Annotated in this window: 14 protein-coding genes; 9 read left to right on the top strand and 5 right to left on the bottom strand. The window is 66.7% G+C overall.

Features of this window, described 5'->3' with window-relative positions:
* Positions 1-26 precede the first annotated feature (26 nt).
* A complete protein-coding gene (locus ACEN8G_RS11880; protein ID WP_413419311.1) occupies positions 27-1,184 on the bottom strand; it encodes a GNAT family N-acetyltransferase in 1,158 nt (385 codons plus the stop codon).
* 154 nt (positions 1,185-1,338) lie between these two features.
* Between ACEN8G_RS11880 and ACEN8G_RS11875 the strand changes: the two genes are divergently transcribed.
* Positions 1,339-2,442, top strand: a complete 1,104-nt coding sequence (locus ACEN8G_RS11875) for a fatty acid desaturase family protein (protein WP_307120624.1) — start codon at positions 1,339-1,341, stop codon at positions 2,440-2,442.
* A 204-nt stretch (positions 2,443-2,646) separates the two neighbouring features.
* On the opposite strand, the gene obgE is transcribed toward ACEN8G_RS11875, so the two are convergent.
* Positions 2,647-3,696, bottom strand: a complete 1,050-nt coding sequence (obgE, locus tag ACEN8G_RS11870; RefSeq protein WP_413417738.1) for a GTPase ObgE — start codon at positions 3,694-3,696, stop codon at positions 2,647-2,649.
* Positions 3,697-3,800: 104 nt separating this feature from the next.
* Here obgE and ACEN8G_RS11865 point away from each other — a divergent pair, with 104 nt between their 5' ends.
* Entirely contained in the window at positions 3,801-4,436 is a 636-nt protein-coding gene (locus tag ACEN8G_RS11865) for an SRPBCC family protein (protein ID WP_413417736.1), read from the top strand.
* 26 nt (positions 4,437-4,462) lie between these two features.
* Here the strand turns inward: ACEN8G_RS11865 and ACEN8G_RS11860 are convergent, their stop codons facing one another.
* Complete coding sequence (locus ACEN8G_RS11860) at positions 4,463-5,068, bottom strand: hypothetical protein (RefSeq protein ID WP_413417734.1); 606 nt, start codon at positions 5,066-5,068, stop codon at positions 4,463-4,465.
* A gap of 263 nt (positions 5,069-5,331) precedes the next feature.
* On the opposite strand from ACEN8G_RS11860, the gene lptF reads away from it, so the two are divergent.
* The 5 genes from lptF (at position 5,332) to ACEN8G_RS11835 (ending at position 11,277) form a co-directional block, all read left to right on the top strand.
* Positions 5,332-6,543, top strand: a complete 1,212-nt coding sequence (gene lptF, locus ACEN8G_RS11855; protein WP_413417732.1) for an LPS export ABC transporter permease LptF — start codon at positions 5,332-5,334, stop codon at positions 6,541-6,543.
* Positions 6,540-7,634 carry an LPS export ABC transporter permease LptG gene (gene lptG / locus ACEN8G_RS11850; protein WP_307120628.1) on the top strand — a complete coding sequence of 365 codons (1,095 nt, stop codon included), beginning with the start codon at positions 6,540-6,542 and terminating at the stop codon, positions 7,632-7,634. The genes lptF and lptG overlap by 4 nt, the downstream gene beginning before the upstream one ends.
* Positions 7,635-7,702: 68 nt before the next feature.
* Positions 7,703-8,809, top strand: a complete 1,107-nt coding sequence (gene proB, locus ACEN8G_RS11845; protein ID WP_413417729.1) for a glutamate 5-kinase — start codon at positions 7,703-7,705, stop codon at positions 8,807-8,809.
* A complete protein-coding gene (locus tag ACEN8G_RS11840) occupies positions 8,806-9,711 on the top strand; it encodes an NAD-dependent epimerase/dehydratase family protein (RefSeq protein WP_413417727.1) in 906 nt (301 codons plus the stop codon). Before proB ends, ACEN8G_RS11840 begins: the two co-directional genes overlap by 4 nt.
* Positions 9,712-9,744: 33 nt before the next feature.
* Positions 9,745-11,277 carry an HAD-IIIC family phosphatase gene (locus ACEN8G_RS11835; RefSeq protein WP_413417725.1) on the top strand — a complete coding sequence of 511 codons (1,533 nt, stop codon included), beginning with the start codon at positions 9,745-9,747 and terminating at the stop codon, positions 11,275-11,277.
* Between the two features lie 110 nt (positions 11,278-11,387).
* Here the strand turns inward: ACEN8G_RS11835 and ACEN8G_RS11830 are convergent, their stop codons facing one another.
* Positions 11,388-11,876, bottom strand: coding sequence for an Lrp/AsnC family transcriptional regulator (locus tag ACEN8G_RS11830; RefSeq protein ID WP_413417723.1), 489 nt, complete (start codon positions 11,874-11,876; stop codon positions 11,388-11,390).
* 93 nt (positions 11,877-11,969) lie between these two features.
* Here ACEN8G_RS11830 and ACEN8G_RS11825 point away from each other — a divergent pair, with 93 nt between their 5' ends.
* A complete protein-coding gene (locus tag ACEN8G_RS11825; protein ID WP_413417721.1) occupies positions 11,970-12,917 on the top strand; it encodes a DMT family transporter in 948 nt (315 codons plus the stop codon).
* Here the strand turns inward: ACEN8G_RS11825 and ACEN8G_RS11820 are convergent.
* The gene (locus tag ACEN8G_RS11820) at positions 12,914-14,542 is read right to left on the bottom strand and encodes an NAD(P)/FAD-dependent oxidoreductase (protein WP_413417719.1); all 1,629 of its coding nucleotides are present in this window, start codon (positions 14,540-14,542) and stop codon (positions 12,914-12,916) included. The genes ACEN8G_RS11825 and ACEN8G_RS11820 overlap by 4 nt on opposite strands.
* A gap of 391 nt (positions 14,543-14,933) precedes the next feature.
* On the opposite strand from ACEN8G_RS11820, the gene ACEN8G_RS11815 reads away from it, so the two are divergent.
* The gene (locus ACEN8G_RS11815) at positions 14,934-15,176 is read left to right on the top strand and encodes an acyl carrier protein (RefSeq protein ID WP_116842527.1); all 243 of its coding nucleotides are present in this window, start codon (positions 14,934-14,936) and stop codon (positions 15,174-15,176) included.
* The last annotated feature ends 10 nt before the right edge of the window (positions 15,177-15,186 follow it).

Below are 15,186 nucleotides of genomic sequence, written 5' to 3'. Positions count from 1 at the left end.
AGGCCGGCTGGTCGCGTCCAGTGCGCTCAGAGCGGCTTCTGGTAGATCACATATTCGCGGTTCACCCAGGAATCGATCGCCGAGGCGATTGCGTTCATGCCCTGGTTGTCGTCGAGCACCCAGCCGATCTCGCCGCGGCTGGCGCCGTAATTGGCCACTGCCGCACGGCGGATGTACTCGATCATCATGAAGGCCAGCTGGCTCGCCATGCGCGACGCCTGGAGCCGCTTGACCACGCCCATCAGCGGCACGCGCATCGTCCGCACCTTCGGCTTGCGCAGCCACCACAGCAGCTTGGCCCAGCCGAACGGGAACAGCGAGCCGCCCAGCGGCTTCACCGCCTCGTTGAGGTCGGGCAGGGTGACCATGAACGCCACCGGCTCGCCTTCGAGCTCGGCGATCATGATCAGGTCCTCGAACACCAGCGGCTTCAGCTTCTTGCCGACATCGTCGATCTCGGGCTGGGTGAGGGGGATGAAGCCCCAATTGTCCGACCATGCGTCGTTGAGGATCGCGAGGATGATCGCGGCTTCCTCGTCGAATTTCGACTTGTCGACCTTGCGGATGCGGATCTTGGGGTTCTTCTCGCCATTCTCGACGATGCGGTTGATCAGCGGCGGGAAGCGCTTGCTGACGTCGAGCTCATAGGTGAGCAGCGACTTGGCCGGCTTGTAGCCTGCCGCCTCGATCCAGCCCTGATATTTCGCCGGGTGATGGCCCATCAGCACGGTGGGGGAATGGTCGTGCCCCTTCACCAGCAGGCCGGGCTCCTCCCAGATCGACAGGCTGACCGGGCCGAGCGCGCGGGTCATGCCCTTGCCGCGCAGCCAGTCCTCGGCGGCGTTGATCAGTGCCCGGGCGGCATTCTGGTCCTCGGCCTCGAACATGCCCCAGAAGCCGGTGCCCGGGCCGAAGCCCTGCTCGGGCGGCATTTCCAGCGCCAGGAAATCGATATGCGCCGAGATGCGGCCCACCGCCTCGCCGTCGCGCTCGGCGAGGAAATATTGTGCCTCGGCATGGCTGAACCAGCCATTCTTCTTCGGGCTGATCGTCCCCGCCACCTCGTCGCGCAGCGGCGGCACCCAGGCCGGGTCGCCGCTGTTCAGGCGGTAGGCGACTTCGATGAACTGCTTGGTGTCGCGCTTGGAGGAGACGGGACGGATGCTGAGCGGGCCGCTGGCCAAGGGGAAAACCCTTCCTGAGGTTTGATTCAGCGCAATGCAGTCCTTCGCCAGCGGTTCAGTGTCAAGCGCGGCAATCATGGCGGGCCGGGGTGCCTCTCCCTGACCCCTGGAATGCCACCATAAAGCCACTATCTCCCGCCAAATGGCAGACATCATGACGAAATCGCTTGCCCTGAAGATCCATGATGCCGAGCCGGCGACGACCCCGGCCCCGGCGCGTATCAAGCTTTCCGGCGTCCCCGACGATCGCGCGATGCTGCGCGCCGCGGCCGAACTGACCCGCGACCTGCACACGCCCAATCCGCGCATCTACTGGACCGACATGTTCGTGTCGGCCGGGATCGGCTATGGCGCGCTTGCCGCGGCCATGCTGGTGCCGAGCGTGCCGCTGGCGCTGCTCGCCGGCGTGGTGGCGGTGCTCGCGCTCTACCGCGCCAGCCTGTTCATCCACGAGCTGACCCATCTCAAGCACGCGCTGCTGCCCAATTTCCGGCTCGGCTGGAACTTGCTGGTCGGCATCCCGCTGCTCGTGCCGAGCTTCACCTATGAGGGCGTCCACACGCTCCACCATGCCCGTACCCGCTATGGCACGGTCGAGGATCCCGAATATCTGCCGCTCGCGATGATGAAGCCGTGGACGCTGCCGGTGTTCCTGCTCGCCGCGGTGCTGCTGCCGGTCGCCATGCTGATCCGCTTCGCCGTGCTGGCGCCGCTCTCGGCGGTGATCCCCAGCCTGCGCCGCGTCGTCGTCGCCAAATATTCGGGCCTGAAGATCAACCCGGCCTTCGAGCGCCGTCCTCCGGAGGGCGAGCTCAAGAGCCAGTGGTTCTGGCAGGAGCTGGGCGCCAGCATCTATTCGATCGCGCTGCTCGCGCTGGTCGCGACGGGGATCATCCCGCTGCACGCCTTCGCCATCTATCTCGGGGTGATCGCGGGCGTGGCGGTCATCAACCAGGTCCGCACGCTGGTGGCGCATCTCTGGGAGAATGACGGCGAGCCGCTCACCGTCACCGCCCAGTATCTCGACAGCGTCAACGTGCCGACGCCGGGCTTCATGGCCTATCTCTGGGCGCCGATCGGCCTGCGCTACCACGCGCTGCACCATCTGCTGCCGAGCCTGCCCTATCACGCGCTGAACGAGGCGCACCGCCGCTTGTCGGACGCGCTCGAAGAGGCCTCGGCCTATCACAAGGCCAACTACCCCTCGCTGCGCGGGCTGATGCACCGCCTCGCCGCCAGCACGATGGGCGCCCGCTGAACCAGCGGAACGACTGAAACGGAAAAGGCCGGGCAGCGATGTCCGGCCTTTTTTGTTTTCATCCGCCCCACACTGACCCGTCACCCCGGCCTTGTGCCGGGGTCCACCGGGAGGCGAGGGAGGAGCAAGAGGCTCTTCTGGCAGTTCGGGAGGCGTAGTGGACCCCGGCACAAGGCCGGGGTGACGAAGGTTATTTGGCGAGCTTCAAATCGGCGACCACTCGATCGCGTCCTCGCCCTCGTCATCCTCGGCGACCTTGCCGTGATCGGTGCCGATCGCCTCGAGCAGCTGGTCGAGCACCCAGTCCACGCCGACGCCGCTCGCGCCCGAGATCGGGATCACCGGCCCGCCGCTCGCTTCCTCCAGCTCGGCGGAGAGCGCCGCGATCAGCTCGTCGTCGAGCATGTCGATCTTGTTGAGCGCCACCACTACCGGCTTGTCGACCAGTCCGGCGCCATAGGCCTCCAGCTCGCCGCGCACGATCCGGTAGCTCTCGGCGACATCGGGACCATTGGCGTCGACCAGGTGCAGCAGCACCCGGCAGCGCTCGATATGGCCCAGGAAACGGTCGCCGATGCCGGCGCCTTCCGCCGCGCCTTCGATCAGGCCCGGGATGTCGGCGACGACGAACTCGCGCTCCTTGTGCCGCACCACGCCCAGCTGGGGGCGGGTGGTGGTGAAGGCATAGGCGCCCACCTTGGCCTGGGCGTTGGTCACCTGGTTGATGAAGGTCGACTTGCCGGCGTTGGGCAGGCCCACCAGTCCCGCATCGGCGAGCAGCTTGAGCCGCAGCCACACATAGGCCTCGTCGCTCGGCCAGCCGGTGCCGTGCTGGCGCGGGGCGCGGTTGGTCGAGGTCTTGTAGCTGGCATTGCCGCGCCCGCCGTCGCCGCCGCGCAGGAAGACGACGCGCTGGCCTTCCTTGGTCATGTCGAGCAGCAAGGTGCGCTCCTCGTCATCGGCCAGCACCTGGGTGCCGATCGGCACCTGGATGACCAGGTCCTCGCCGCCCGCGCCGGTGCGGTTCGAGCCCGCGCCGCCGCTGCCGCGCGGCGCGCGGAAATGCTGGGTGTAGCGGAAGTCGATCAGCGTATTGAGGCCGGCGACCGCCTCGAAGATGATGTCGCCGCCCTTGCCGCCATTGCCGCCGTCGGGGCCGCCATATTCGATGAACTTCTCGCGCCGGAAGCTCACGGCGCCCGGGCCGCCCGCGCCGGAGCGGACGAAGATCTTTGCCTGGTCCAGGAAATGCATCGCAGGCCCATAGGCGAATGTCGCAAATCCGTCACCCCATGGTGACGGACTATTTACGGTGGCGCGCGACAATCGCGCCGAAATCAACGGCGGGGATTGGGGCGATGATCCGCGAGGCACTGATCGGATGCGCGCTGCTGGGCGGCGGCGGCTATTATGCGATGTCGAGCTACAGCAGCGCGGACGTGGTCCGCACGGTCAACGCGACGCCGCACGACACCTGGCGCGGCTTCGATCTGGTGCTGAACGGCGCCAAAGACGGCTGGAAGGGCGACGGACCCGGCCAGGGGCTCAGCTGGCCCAAGGTGACCAGCGTCGATTCGCGCTCGATCGACTATAGCGTCAGCAAGGACGGGGCCGAGGCGATCCGCCTGACCTTCCGCTTCGAGCCGCTCGACGGCGGCCGCAAGACGAAGCTCAGCTTCGACGCCGATTTCAAGGGCAGGGCGGCGATGGCCAACTACAACCCCAAGGTGCGCGAGGCGATGGCCAAGGTGCTCGACGAGTTCATCGTCCAGATCGAGAATGGCAAGGCGATCAGCTCAGCCGAGCGCTTCTTCGACATGGAGCGCCAGATGCGGGCCAGCCCGGGCTATGCCGAAGGGCAGCGCCAGGCCGAGCAATGGCGCCAGCAGCGCGCCCAGGCCGCGGCGGCCGCGCCGATGGTCGATCCGGACAGGGGCAAGCTCGACCCGAAAGGCGCCGATACGACGCCGCGGAATCCGTCGCTGCGTTACTGAGGGGGCTGGCGCGGATTCGCCTTGGTCTATCTTATCGGCGTTGCTGGCCGTACCTTCCAGATCTTGGCGGTTTCCATAATACGCACGCCCTTGGAGGTCATTATTATGGTTCGCTGGCTATCCTGTGCAATCGAGATGCCCATGATGCCAACTTTGCCATCGTCGTAGATGAAGCATTTTTGGTGGCATTCGTATTTGATTTTTTCCCGCAGGATCCTGTTCACTTCCCGACCGAGAAAGCCTCCCGCGAGAGAGGAAACAAGCACGCCCCCGATCAGCAGCAGCCCAATTACGATGGTGCGATCGACCGGGTCGCTCATGTTCTCCTTGATTCTCGGGCTCTGCAGCATGGTGTGCAGAAAGTGTAGCCTCGTGAAGGCGAGATATAAGAATGCGGCCAGTGCTAAGGTCACCACGACGGGCAGGGCGCCCGCGGCCAGCGTGTCCTGAATGGATAGAGGGGAAAGTGTTGGCTCGATTCCCAGATCGTTGAATTGGCTGCCTCTAAAGCTGTTTCCGCCAAAATAGAGCAGGGAGGCGACGGTTAGAATCGCGGAAGCTGCGAAGGAGGCATAGTCTGCTAATCGGGTGGATGCTTGGATCGGCGATGTGCCGCTTTCTGTCTCGGTCATCTTGGGATCGTATGGTTCGGCATGCCGGAGGCGCAACGATTTATTTGGTCGTCGGGATTGGCGATCGAACTAATGCTGCCCATCCGCCAATCGTCTCACCGCATTTGAGAGGTTGTGCAATCAGGCCGAAACCCTTGGCCAACGATCCGCTCGCGCAACTTTCCTGCTGGCGCTGTCCGGAACCGGGAGTATAGGCTTTCGGTTGACTAGGACGGCGCCCCGCGCGCCGGCGAGAATAAACCTAAGGCAACCGTCGCGCGCAGATGAACTCGATCGATCGGTACATGGCGCGGCTGATCGCGGTGCCCCTGATCTCGACATTGCTCATATCGGCAATGCTGCTGGTGCTCGACCGCATGCTGCGCCTGTTCGAGTTCGTCGCGACCGAGGGCGGGCCGGTCAGCGTCGTCTGGCGCATGCTCGCCAATCTGCTCCCCGAATATCTCGGCCTCGGCATCCCGATCGGCTTGATGCTGGGCTGCCTGCTCGCCTTTCGCCGCCTGGCGACCTCGTCGGAGCTCGACGTGCTGCGCGCGGTGGGCATGGGCTATACGCGCCTGCTCAAGGTGCCCTTCATGTATGCGATGGCGCTGGCGGCGCTCAACCTGGCGATCGTCGGCTTCGTCCAGCCCTGGTCGCGCTACAATTACGAGCAGCTTCGCTTCGAGCTGCGCTCGGGTGCGCTCGGCGCCTCGATCAAGGTAGGCGAGTTCACCAGCTTCGGCGCCAAGATGACGCTGCGCATCGAGGAGAGCAAGGACGAGGGCCGCAAGCTCTCGGGCATCTTCGTGCAGATGATGACCAAGGACGGCACGCCCGTGGCGGTCACCGCCCAGAGCGGCCAGTTCCTGCGCTCCGACGATCCCGACGTGATCATCTTCCGCCTGCAGAACGGCACGCTGGTCCATCAGGACCGCAACTCGCCGGTGCCGCGCGTGCTCACCTTCACCACGCACAATCTGCCGATCCCGCTGCCCAAATACGAGCAGTTCCGCACCCGCGGCGGCAAGAATATCGAGCGGACCCTGCCCGAGCTGGCGGTGATCGGCCGCAATCCCAATTCGAGCACCGAGGATCGCGAGACCAGTCGCGCGGCTTTCCACTTCCGCCTGGCGGAAGTCGCCTCGATGTTCCTGCTGCCCTTCCTCGCGGTGGCGCTGGGCGTGCCGCCCAAGCGCTCGACCTCGGCGCTGGGCGTGTTCCTCTCGATCGTGATGATCGTGACCTATCACAAGATCAACGAGTTCGGGCAGTCGTTCGGCAGCAGCGGCGCCGTCGATCCGATCATCGCGCTGTGGGGGCCATTCCTGGTCTTCGCCGGGCTGGTGATGTGGATGTACTATCAGATCGCCTATGTGCCGGGCGGCCAGCCGATCGCCGGGCTCGAAAAGGTCTTCTCCAAGCTCACCAAGTTCGTCCTGCGCTACATGCCCGGGCGCCGCCGCAGACTGCGCCGCGAGGAGGCTGCGGCATGATGAGCAGCTTTTTCCCGTCGCGGACCATGTCCGCCTACATGGCGCGCATGTTCCTCACGCGCACCTTCGCCATCCTGGGCGCGCTGGTGCTCATCCTCCAGTCGCTCGACCTGCTGACCGAGAGCGGCACGATCCTGGCCCATGCCGGCAATGGCGATGCCGAGATCTGGCGCTATGTCAGCCTGCGCGTGCCGCAGATCGCGGCGACCTTCCTGCCCTATTCGGTGCTGCTCGGCTCGATCCTGACCCTGAGCCAGCTCAACCAGAACAGCGAAGTGATCGCGATGAAGGCCTCGGGCCTGTCCGCGCACCAGGTGCTGGCGCCGCTGCTGCTCACCGGCATGGTGGTGGCGGTCATCTCCTTCGGCTTCAACGATCGCATCGTCACCCGCGCCACCTCCACGCTCGAGCAGTGGAAGAAGGTCAACTACGCCCCGTTGCCGATCGATCGCGGCGACCGCAGCAATGTCTGGGTGAAGGGCGACAACAATCTGATCCAGGTGCAGCAGGTCCGCGGGCGCGGCGATGCGGCGCAGCTCTACGGCATCACCGTCTATGAGCGGCAGGACCGCTCGCTGGTCAGCATACTCACCGCGCCGCACGGCGTGCGCGACGGCAAGGGCTGGCGCGTCGACAATGCCGAGCGCTTCACCGTCGCCAGCGGGCAGAAGACCAAGGTCGGCACCACCATCGTCGGCCATGACCTCCGCCCGGACCAGTTCACCCTCGCGCATGTCGATGCCGATTCGATGGGCTTCTTCGCGCTCAACGAGGCGATCGGGGACCTCAAGGTCGCCGGCCGCCAGACCGATGCGCTCGAAGGCGCGCTGTGGCACAAGCTGGCCGGGCCGCTCTCGGCGATCCTGATGCCGCTGCTCGGTGCCGTCTCGGCCTTCGGCATCGCCCGCTCGGGCAAGCTGTTCGTCCGTGCCGTGATCGGCATGGCGCTCGGCTTCCTCTATTTCGTCGCGGACAATTTCGCGCTCGCGATGGGCAATCTCGGCGCCTATCCGCCGTTCCTCGCCGCCTGGGCGCCGTTCCTGCTGTTCCTGATGATCGGCGAGGCCGTTCTCCTCCGCACCGAGGAATAGCCGCTCTCACGGGTCTCCCAAGCCTTCCTGTCTGGCGGGATGGGGCGGGGGACCATATAGCGGCGGCCATGTCGCTCTTCCCGCCTGCTTCCTGCCCGCGCATCGTCGTCAAGATCGGTTCGGCCCTGCTGGTCGATCCGGATGGCAGCGTGCGCCGCGCCTGGCTGGAGGGGATCGCCGCCGATATCGCCGGGCGGGTGAAGGCGGGGCAGCAGGTCGCGGTGGTCTCCTCGGGTGCGATCGCGCTCGGCGCCCGGCGGCTCAAGCTCGCCAGGGGCGGCCGCGCCAGCCTCGAGGATGCGCAGGCTGCCGCCGCCACCGGCCAGATCGAGCTGAGCCGCGTCTGGGCCGATGTGCTGGGCGCCAATGGCCTCACCGCCGCGCAGATGCTGGTCACGCTCGGCGACCTGGAGGATCGCCGCCGCTATCTCAACGCAGCCGCCACGCTCGACCGGCTGCTCGGCCTGGGCGTGGTGCCCGTGCTCAACGAGAATGACAGCGTCGCCACCGAGGAGATCCGCTTCGGCGACAATGACCGCCTCGCCGCGCGCGTCGCCCAGGCGGCGGGGGCAGGGGGCGTGGTGCTGCTCTCCGATGTCGACGGGCTTTACGACCGCAACCCGGCGCTGCCCGGCGCGGTCCATATCCCCCGTGTCGAGCGGATCGACGGCGGGATCGAGAACATGGCCGACAGGGGTTCGGCCTCGGGCATGGGATCGGGCGGCATGGTCTCGAAGATCGCCGCGGCGCGCATCGCCAACGCCGCCGGCGCACATCTCGCCATCGCCTCGGGCCGGATCGCGCATCCGCTGGGGAGCGAGGCGAAGCACACGCTGTTCGTCGCGGAAAAGGCGGCCCCGGCCCGCAAGGCCTGGCTGGCCGGCGGGATCACCGCGCGCGGCACGGTTCATGTCGACGAAGGCGCGGTAAAGGCGCTGAAACAGGGCAAAAGCCTGCTCGCCGCGGGCGCAAACCGTATCGAGGGGGTCTTCGCCCGCGGCGATCTGGTGGTGATCGCCGGCCCCGACGGCAGGCCGCTCGCCCGCGGCCTGGCCGAATATCCGAGCGAAGACGCCACCCGCATCCTCGGCCGCCGCAACGAGGAACAGGCCGAGCTGCTCGGCTACGCCCCGCGCTCGACACTCGTCCACCGCAGCCATATGGCGCTGCTGTGACCACCATCGCCCTTACCGGCGGCACCGGCTTTGTCGGCACCCGCCTGATCGCCCTTGCCCTCGAAGCCGGCCATCACGTCCGTGCTCTCACCCGCCGCCAGCAGGCCGAGCGCGCGGGCATCACCTGGGTGCAGGGCGACCTGAACAACATCGCCGCCCTTGCCGAGCTGTGCCAAGGCGCCGACGCGGTCATCCATGTGGCCGGCGTGGTCAACGCCCCCGACAAGGCGGGCTTCGCCGCCGGCAATATCGACGGCACCCGCAACATGCTCGACGCGGCGAAGGCCAAGGGTGTCGGCCGCTTCGTCCATGTCTCCTCGCTTGCCGCGCGCGAGCCCGATCTCTCCGCCTATGGCTGGTCCAAGGCGGAAGGCGACAAGCTGGTCATGGCCTCGGGCCTGGATTGGGCGATCGTCCGCCCGCCGGCGATCTACGGCCCCGGCGACCTCGAGATGCTCGAGCTGTTCCGGCTGGCGAAGAAGGGCCTCGCGCTCATGCCGCGCGGCGGTCGCATCTCGCTGATCGAGGTCGGTGACCTCGGCCGCCTGCTGCTCGCGCTCGCCACCACCGATGGCTGCAACCAGATCCTCGACGCCGATGACGGCACCGAGAGCGGCTGGAGCCACAAGCAGTTCGCCCAGGCGATCGGCACCGCGCTCGGCAAGCGTGTTGCGTCCTTCGCGCTCCCGCGCATGCTGCTGATGGCCGGCGCGCATATGGACCGGCTGGTCCGCGGCAAGAACGCCAAGCTCACGCCCGACCGCGTCGCCTATTTCTGCCACGAGGACTGGGTGATCGACGCTGCTCGCCGTCCGCCCTCCAACCTGTGGAAGCCCCAGGTCGAAGCCGAGTCCGGCCTCGCCGCCACCGCCGCCTGGTATCGCCAGCAGGGACTGCTCTGACCCGCTGAGCCGCGAAGCATCCTAAAATGAAGGATGCTCAAGCTCATCATCTGGGATCTCGACGACACGCTCTGGTCCGGCACGCTCGCGGACGGTGACGCCGTGCAGCTCCACCGCCACCGTGCCGAGCTGGTCCGCGCCTTCAATGCGCGCGGTGTCGTCTCCTCGATCTGCTCGAAGAACGACCATGCCACCGGCGAGGCGAAGCTGCGTGAGCTGGGGCTGTGGGACGAATTCGTCTTCCCGCACATCGCCTTCACCCCGAAGCCCGAGGCGATCCGCGCGATCATCGCCGACATGCAGCTCCGTCCCGCCGACGTCCTGTTCGTCGACGACAATCCGGTGAACCTGCGCGAGGTCGCGCACGCGATTCCCGAGATCCAGCTGCTCGAGATCACCCTGTCCGACGCCGATGATCACCTCGCCGGCCTGCTCGCGCTCACGCCCCCGGGCAAGAGCCGGGTCGAGCGCTACCGGATGATGGAGCGCCGCAAGGCCGATCGCGCTGCCGTGCCCGCACTCTCGAACCACGCATTCCTGCGCACCTGCGGCATCCGCGCCAGTGCGCCCTATCTGATGGACAATCTCGATTTTGCCCCGCGCATCGCCGACCTGATCAACCGCTCGAACCAGCTCAACTACACCGGCTCGCGCGTCGAACAGGCCCGGCTCGAGGCCGACATCATCGACGTCGTCCGCTTCGACAGCTGGTCGATCTTCGCCTGGGACGATTATGGCCGCCACGGCCTGGTCGGCTTCGTCATGGTCGATCGCGAGACCAGGGCCTTTATCCACTTCACATTCTCCTGCCGGATCATGCACATGGGCGTCGAGGCTTACGCCCTGTCCAAGGTCCGCGAGAAATGGCCGGACATCGAAACCGGCGGCTGGGATTTCGACCGTACCGAGCCGGACTGGATCGCTGATGCCGATTTCCACGATCCCGAGGTCCGCAGCGCGATCCTCGCCGAGCAGGCGCCCCAGCTGATGGCCGAGCCGGCGGTGCGGATCATGTTCGATTGCCAGTCCGGCGGCATCGCCCATTACAGCCGCTTCCGCCCGGCGATCGAGTTCGATCACCACCCCCGCTTGTTCGCGATGCGGATGATGGACGATGGCAGCTGGCGCGATCAGGATTTCCCGCCCTTCCTGGTCTATGGCGCTGCGGTCGATTATCTGGACGGGCGCTGGGGCGAGCGCTGGCCGCTGGTCGATATCGGCCTGTACCAGACCTGCGTTGTCCGCACGCTGATCATGCTGATCGAGCAGGAGCGCCGCATGCTGGTCGTCCTGCCGCCCGAGGACGCGCCCGACGACAAGTATCGCGCGGCGCACAACCTCACCCCCGATCGCTGCCGCCGCCTCAACGCGATCTGGCGCAAGGCCGCGCGCGAGAATCCCGACCATGTCTGGGTGCTCGACGTGGCGGACATCGCCGGACCGGACGAGATGTCCGACGTCACCCATCTCCACGCCGGCCTGCTCCGGAAGATCGCCGGCCAGGTCGATTGTTGGATCGAGGCGGTCGCGCTGGGCGGCGAGGAGAAATCGCGCGACGCTGCCTGACTCCACCCGTCATCCCCGCGAAGGCGGGGATCCAGGGTAACAGAGTGCTGTCCTAGGTGACTCTGGATCCCCGCCTTCGCGGGGATGACGGGTGAGAGGGGTAATGCGCCTCACGGAATAATAATGCTCGTGTCCGCCTTCACCCGGTCGAGCGCGATCAGCGAGCGATAGCTGGCGATAAACGGCTTTTCGGCGAACAGCCGCTTGGTCAGCGCCGAATAGGCGCGCATGTCCGAGGTTACGATCACCAGCATGAAGCTCACTCCGCCGGTGACGTAATAGCATTGCTGGACCTCGGGCGTGTCGAGGAACATCCGCCGCGCCAGCTCCACTGTCGGCGCATGCTCGTTGATCAGCTGCACCTCGACGATCGAAGTGATGGTGAGCGGCACTGCGTCAGGATCGACGATCGCGACGTTGCGGGCGATCACGCCCGCGGCCTCCATCGCCGCGATCCGCCGCTGCACCGCCGCCGCCGACAGGTTCACCGCCTCGCCGATCCTGCGTTGCGGCATCTTGTTGTCCGCCTGCACGAGTCGAAGGATCGCCCGGTCGAAGCTGTCGAGCGTACGCGAAGATTTGTCCTGCGGATCGGCCATGGAGCGAGTTTTTGTTGCATCCAGGCAGCAAATCAAGAGCGCTCAGCCCGCATCGACGATGATATTCCCCGCCCTAGGCAGTGGAGGAAGGTGATGGCGGATCGTCGGTCGATGGTGCTGGGGGTGCTCTGCGGCGCGGCCGCGGGTGCGCTCTGGGGCCTGGTCTTCCTCGCGCCCGAACTTGCCCGCGCCTTTGGCCCGCTCGAGCTGACCATCGGCCGCTATCTCGCTTATGGCCTGATCTCCGCCGCGCTGGTCGCGCCGCGCTGGCGCAGCCTGGCCGCGCAGCTGGGCGGGAGCGAGTGGCGCGCGCTCGCCTGGCTCGCGCTGCTCGGCAACACGCTCTATTATGTCCTCCTCGCCAGCGCGGTACAGCTTGGCGGCGCCGCGATCACCGCGCTGGTGATCGGCTTCCTGCCTGTCCTTGTCACCATCGTCGGCAGCCGCGCCAAGGATGCCGTGCCGCTCGCCCGGCTCGCCCCGTCGCTGCTGCTTTGCGCCGCCGGCGCGGTCTGCATCGGCTGGCAGGCCTTGTTCCAGCCCTCTAGCCGCCCCGCGGCGGCGCAGCTCGCCGGACTGGCCTGCGCGACCGGCGCGCTCGCCTCCTGGGGTGCCTATGCGGTGTACAACAACCATCTGCTCGCCCGGCTGAAGAGTGTCTCCTCGCACGACTGGAGCCTGTTGATCGGCATCGCCACTGGCGCGCAGAGCGTGGTGCTGATCCCGCTCGCGCTGCTGCTCGGCACGCGCAGCCATGGGGCGGGGGACTGGATGCTGTTCGTCGCGGTCTCCGCCGGCGTGGCGGTGTTCGCCTCGATCGTCGGTAACGCGCTGTGGAACCGGATGAGCCGGCTGCTGCCGCTCACGCTGGCGGGGCAGATGATCACCTTCGAGACGCTGTTCGCCTTGCTCTACGCCTTCGCCTGGGAACATCGCGGGCCGAGCGCGCTCGAAGCGCTGGCCTTCGTGCTGGTGGTGGCAAGCGTGGTGACCTGCCTGGCGGCGCATCGCAAGCCCGCTGCGCAGCCCGCGCTAGCCTAGGCCGGCGTCCCCATCATGCTCTTCGCCACCGCCTCGGCGGTCTTGATCCCGTCGATCGCGGCGGAAAGGATCCCGCCCGCATAGCCCGCACCTTCGCCCGCGGGGAACAGCTGCGCGACGTTGAGGCTCTGGAAGTCCTTGCCCCGGGTGATCCGCACAGGCGAGGAAGTGCGCGTCTCCACACCGGTCATGATCGCATCGGGATGGTCGTAATTGGCGATCTGGCGCCCGAACACCGGCAGCGCCTCGCGGAACGCCTCGATCACGAAGCCCGGCAGGCATTCGGACAGGTCGGTCATCTTCACCCCCGGCTTGTACGAGGGGATGACTTCGCCAAGCTCGGTCGAGGCGCGGCCGGCGAGCAGGTCGCCCACCTTCTGCCCCGGCGCATGATAGTTGGAGCCGCCGGCGATAAACGCCAAATCCTCCCAGTGCCGCTGCAGCTCGATGCCCGCCAGCGGCCCGCCCGGAAAGTCCTTGGCCGGATCGATCGCGACGACGAGGCCCGAGTTCGCATTGAACTCGGCGCGCGAATATTGGCTCATCCCGTTGGTGACGACGCGGCCTTCTTCGCTGGTCGCCGCCACCACGCGCCCGCCCGGGCACATGCAGAAGCTGTAGACGCTGCGCCCGTTCGAAGCGTGATGCACCAGGCTGTACGCCGCCGCGCCCAGGTCGGGATGCCCGGCGCAATTGCCGAAGCGCGCCCGGTCGATCCAGCTCTGCGGATGCTCGATCCGTACCCCAATGGCGAAGGGCTTGGCCTCGATATGCACCCCGCGCCGGTGGAGCATCTCGAAGGTCGGCCGGGCGCTATGGCCCACCGCCAGCACGACATGGTCGGCTTCCAGGAAGCTGCCGTCATGCAAATGGAGCCCGCGCATCTTCTGGCTGCCGTCGGGCAGGCGTTCCAGCTCGAGATCGTCGACCCGGGTCTCCCAGCGATATTCGCCGCCCAGCGCCTCGATCGTGCGGCGCATGCTCTCCACCATCGTGACCAGGCGGAAGGTGCCGATATGCGGATGCGCTTCCCACAGGATGTCGTCGGGCGCGCCGGCCTTGACGAACTCCTCCAGCACCTTGCGGCCGAGGAAGCGCGGGTCCTTCACCCGGCAATAGAGCTTGCCGTCGGAAAAGGTGCCGGCGCCGCCTTCGCCGAACTGCACGTTCGAGTCCGGATCGAGCTTGCCCTGGCGCCACAGGCCCCAGGTGTCCTTGGTCCGCTGGCGCACCACCTTGCCGCGGTCGAGGATGATCGGGCGGAAGCCCATCTGGGCAAGGATCAGCCCGGCGAACAGCCCGCACGGCCCCGCGCCGATGACGACGGGGCGCAACCCGCTCCAGCCGTTCGGGGCCATCACCGGGAAATTGTAGGTCATGTCCGGCGTCGGGCGCAGGTCCTTGTCGTCGGGGAAGCGCGCCAGAACGGCGGCTTCGTCGGTCAGCGCGACATCCACCGTATAGACCAGCTGGATCGCATTGCGCCGCCGCGCGTCGTTGCCGCGGCGATAGACGCTATGGCTCTTCAGCTCGGCGGGCTCGATGCCCAGCCGTTTGACGATCGCCTCAGGCAGGGCCTCGGGCGAATGGTCGAGCGGCAGATAGAGTCCGGAAAGGCGAAGCATCGCGAGCCTCTAGCGGGGAATGGGCCGTGCGCCAAATCCAGACCTGCCATCTGCGCCCTACCATCGTCATCCCCGCGAAGGCGGGGATCCAGAGTCACAAGGTACATCGCTCTGCCACCCTGGATCCCCGCCTTCGCGGGGATGACGGAAGGGACGAGATGCGCTGGCGGCCTTGCAATGTAGGATTTCCTCTGGTTCCCTCCTCCCCATGACCGGCTCCCGGCCCCGCCACTGGCGAAAGCGCGCTTCCGCGCCACCCCGGATCGCCCCAATTCAAAGTGGAATGATTTCCCGCGACTCCCTTCACTTTGCCGTCGCGCCTTGCCCCGGCTCCGGCCCGTTGTTGCCGCAATCGCTTGGCACTGGGTAACGATACCACTAGAGGGACCCCATGACCGACCGCGCTTCCGTCTTCGAGACCGTCACCGCCCAGATCGAGCCCTTCAACAAGAAGGGCGTCGCGCTGACCGACAGCACCACCTTCGCCGGGGACCTGGAGTGGGACAGCCTGACCGTGATGGACTTCGTCGCGGCGATCGAGGACGAGTTCGACATCATCATCACGATGAACATGCAGGCCGAGATCGAGAATATCGGCCAGCTGGTCGACGCGGTGCAGAAGCTCAAGGGCTGATTTGACGTGA

Origin of the sequence: Sphingomonas sp. Sphisp66, assembly GCF_047324325.1 — a bacterium.
Lineage (GTDB): Bacteria > Pseudomonadota > Alphaproteobacteria > Sphingomonadales > Sphingomonadaceae > Sphingomonas.
This window is presented reverse-complemented; position numbering and strand designations above follow the sequence as displayed.

Bases quoted from the DNA above. Each gene is read 5' to 3' on its own strand.
- ACEN8G_RS11815 (WP_116842527.1), top strand. From the start codon at position 14,934: ATGACCGACCGCGCTTCCGTCTTCGAGACCGTCACCGCCCAGATCGAG.
- ACEN8G_RS11865 (WP_413417736.1), top strand. From the start codon at position 3,801: ATGATCCGCGAGGCACTGATCGGATGCGCGCTGCTGGGCGGCGGCGGC.
- ACEN8G_RS11860 (WP_413417734.1), bottom strand. From the start codon at position 5,068: ATGACCGAGACAGAAAGCGGCACATCGCCGATCCAAGCATCCACCCGA.
- proB (WP_413417729.1), top strand. From the start codon at position 7,703: ATGTCGCTCTTCCCGCCTGCTTCCTGCCCGCGCATCGTCGTCAAGATC.
- lptF (WP_413417732.1), top strand. From the start codon at position 5,332: ATGAACTCGATCGATCGGTACATGGCGCGGCTGATCGCGGTGCCCCTG.
- ACEN8G_RS11825 (WP_413417721.1), top strand. From the start codon at position 11,970: ATGGCGGATCGTCGGTCGATGGTGCTGGGGGTGCTCTGCGGCGCGGCC.
- ACEN8G_RS11875 (WP_307120624.1), top strand. From the start codon at position 1,339: ATGACGAAATCGCTTGCCCTGAAGATCCATGATGCCGAGCCGGCGACG.
- lptG (WP_307120628.1), top strand. From the start codon at position 6,540: ATGATGAGCAGCTTTTTCCCGTCGCGGACCATGTCCGCCTACATGGCG.
- ACEN8G_RS11830 (WP_413417723.1), bottom strand. From the start codon at position 11,876: ATGGCCGATCCGCAGGACAAATCTTCGCGTACGCTCGACAGCTTCGAC.
- obgE (WP_413417738.1), bottom strand. From the start codon at position 3,696: ATGCATTTCCTGGACCAGGCAAAGATCTTCGTCCGCTCCGGCGCGGGC.
- ACEN8G_RS11835 (WP_413417725.1), top strand. From the start codon at position 9,745: ATGCTCAAGCTCATCATCTGGGATCTCGACGACACGCTCTGGTCCGGC.
- ACEN8G_RS11820 (WP_413417719.1), bottom strand. From the start codon at position 14,542: ATGCTTCGCCTTTCCGGACTCTATCTGCCGCTCGACCATTCGCCCGAG.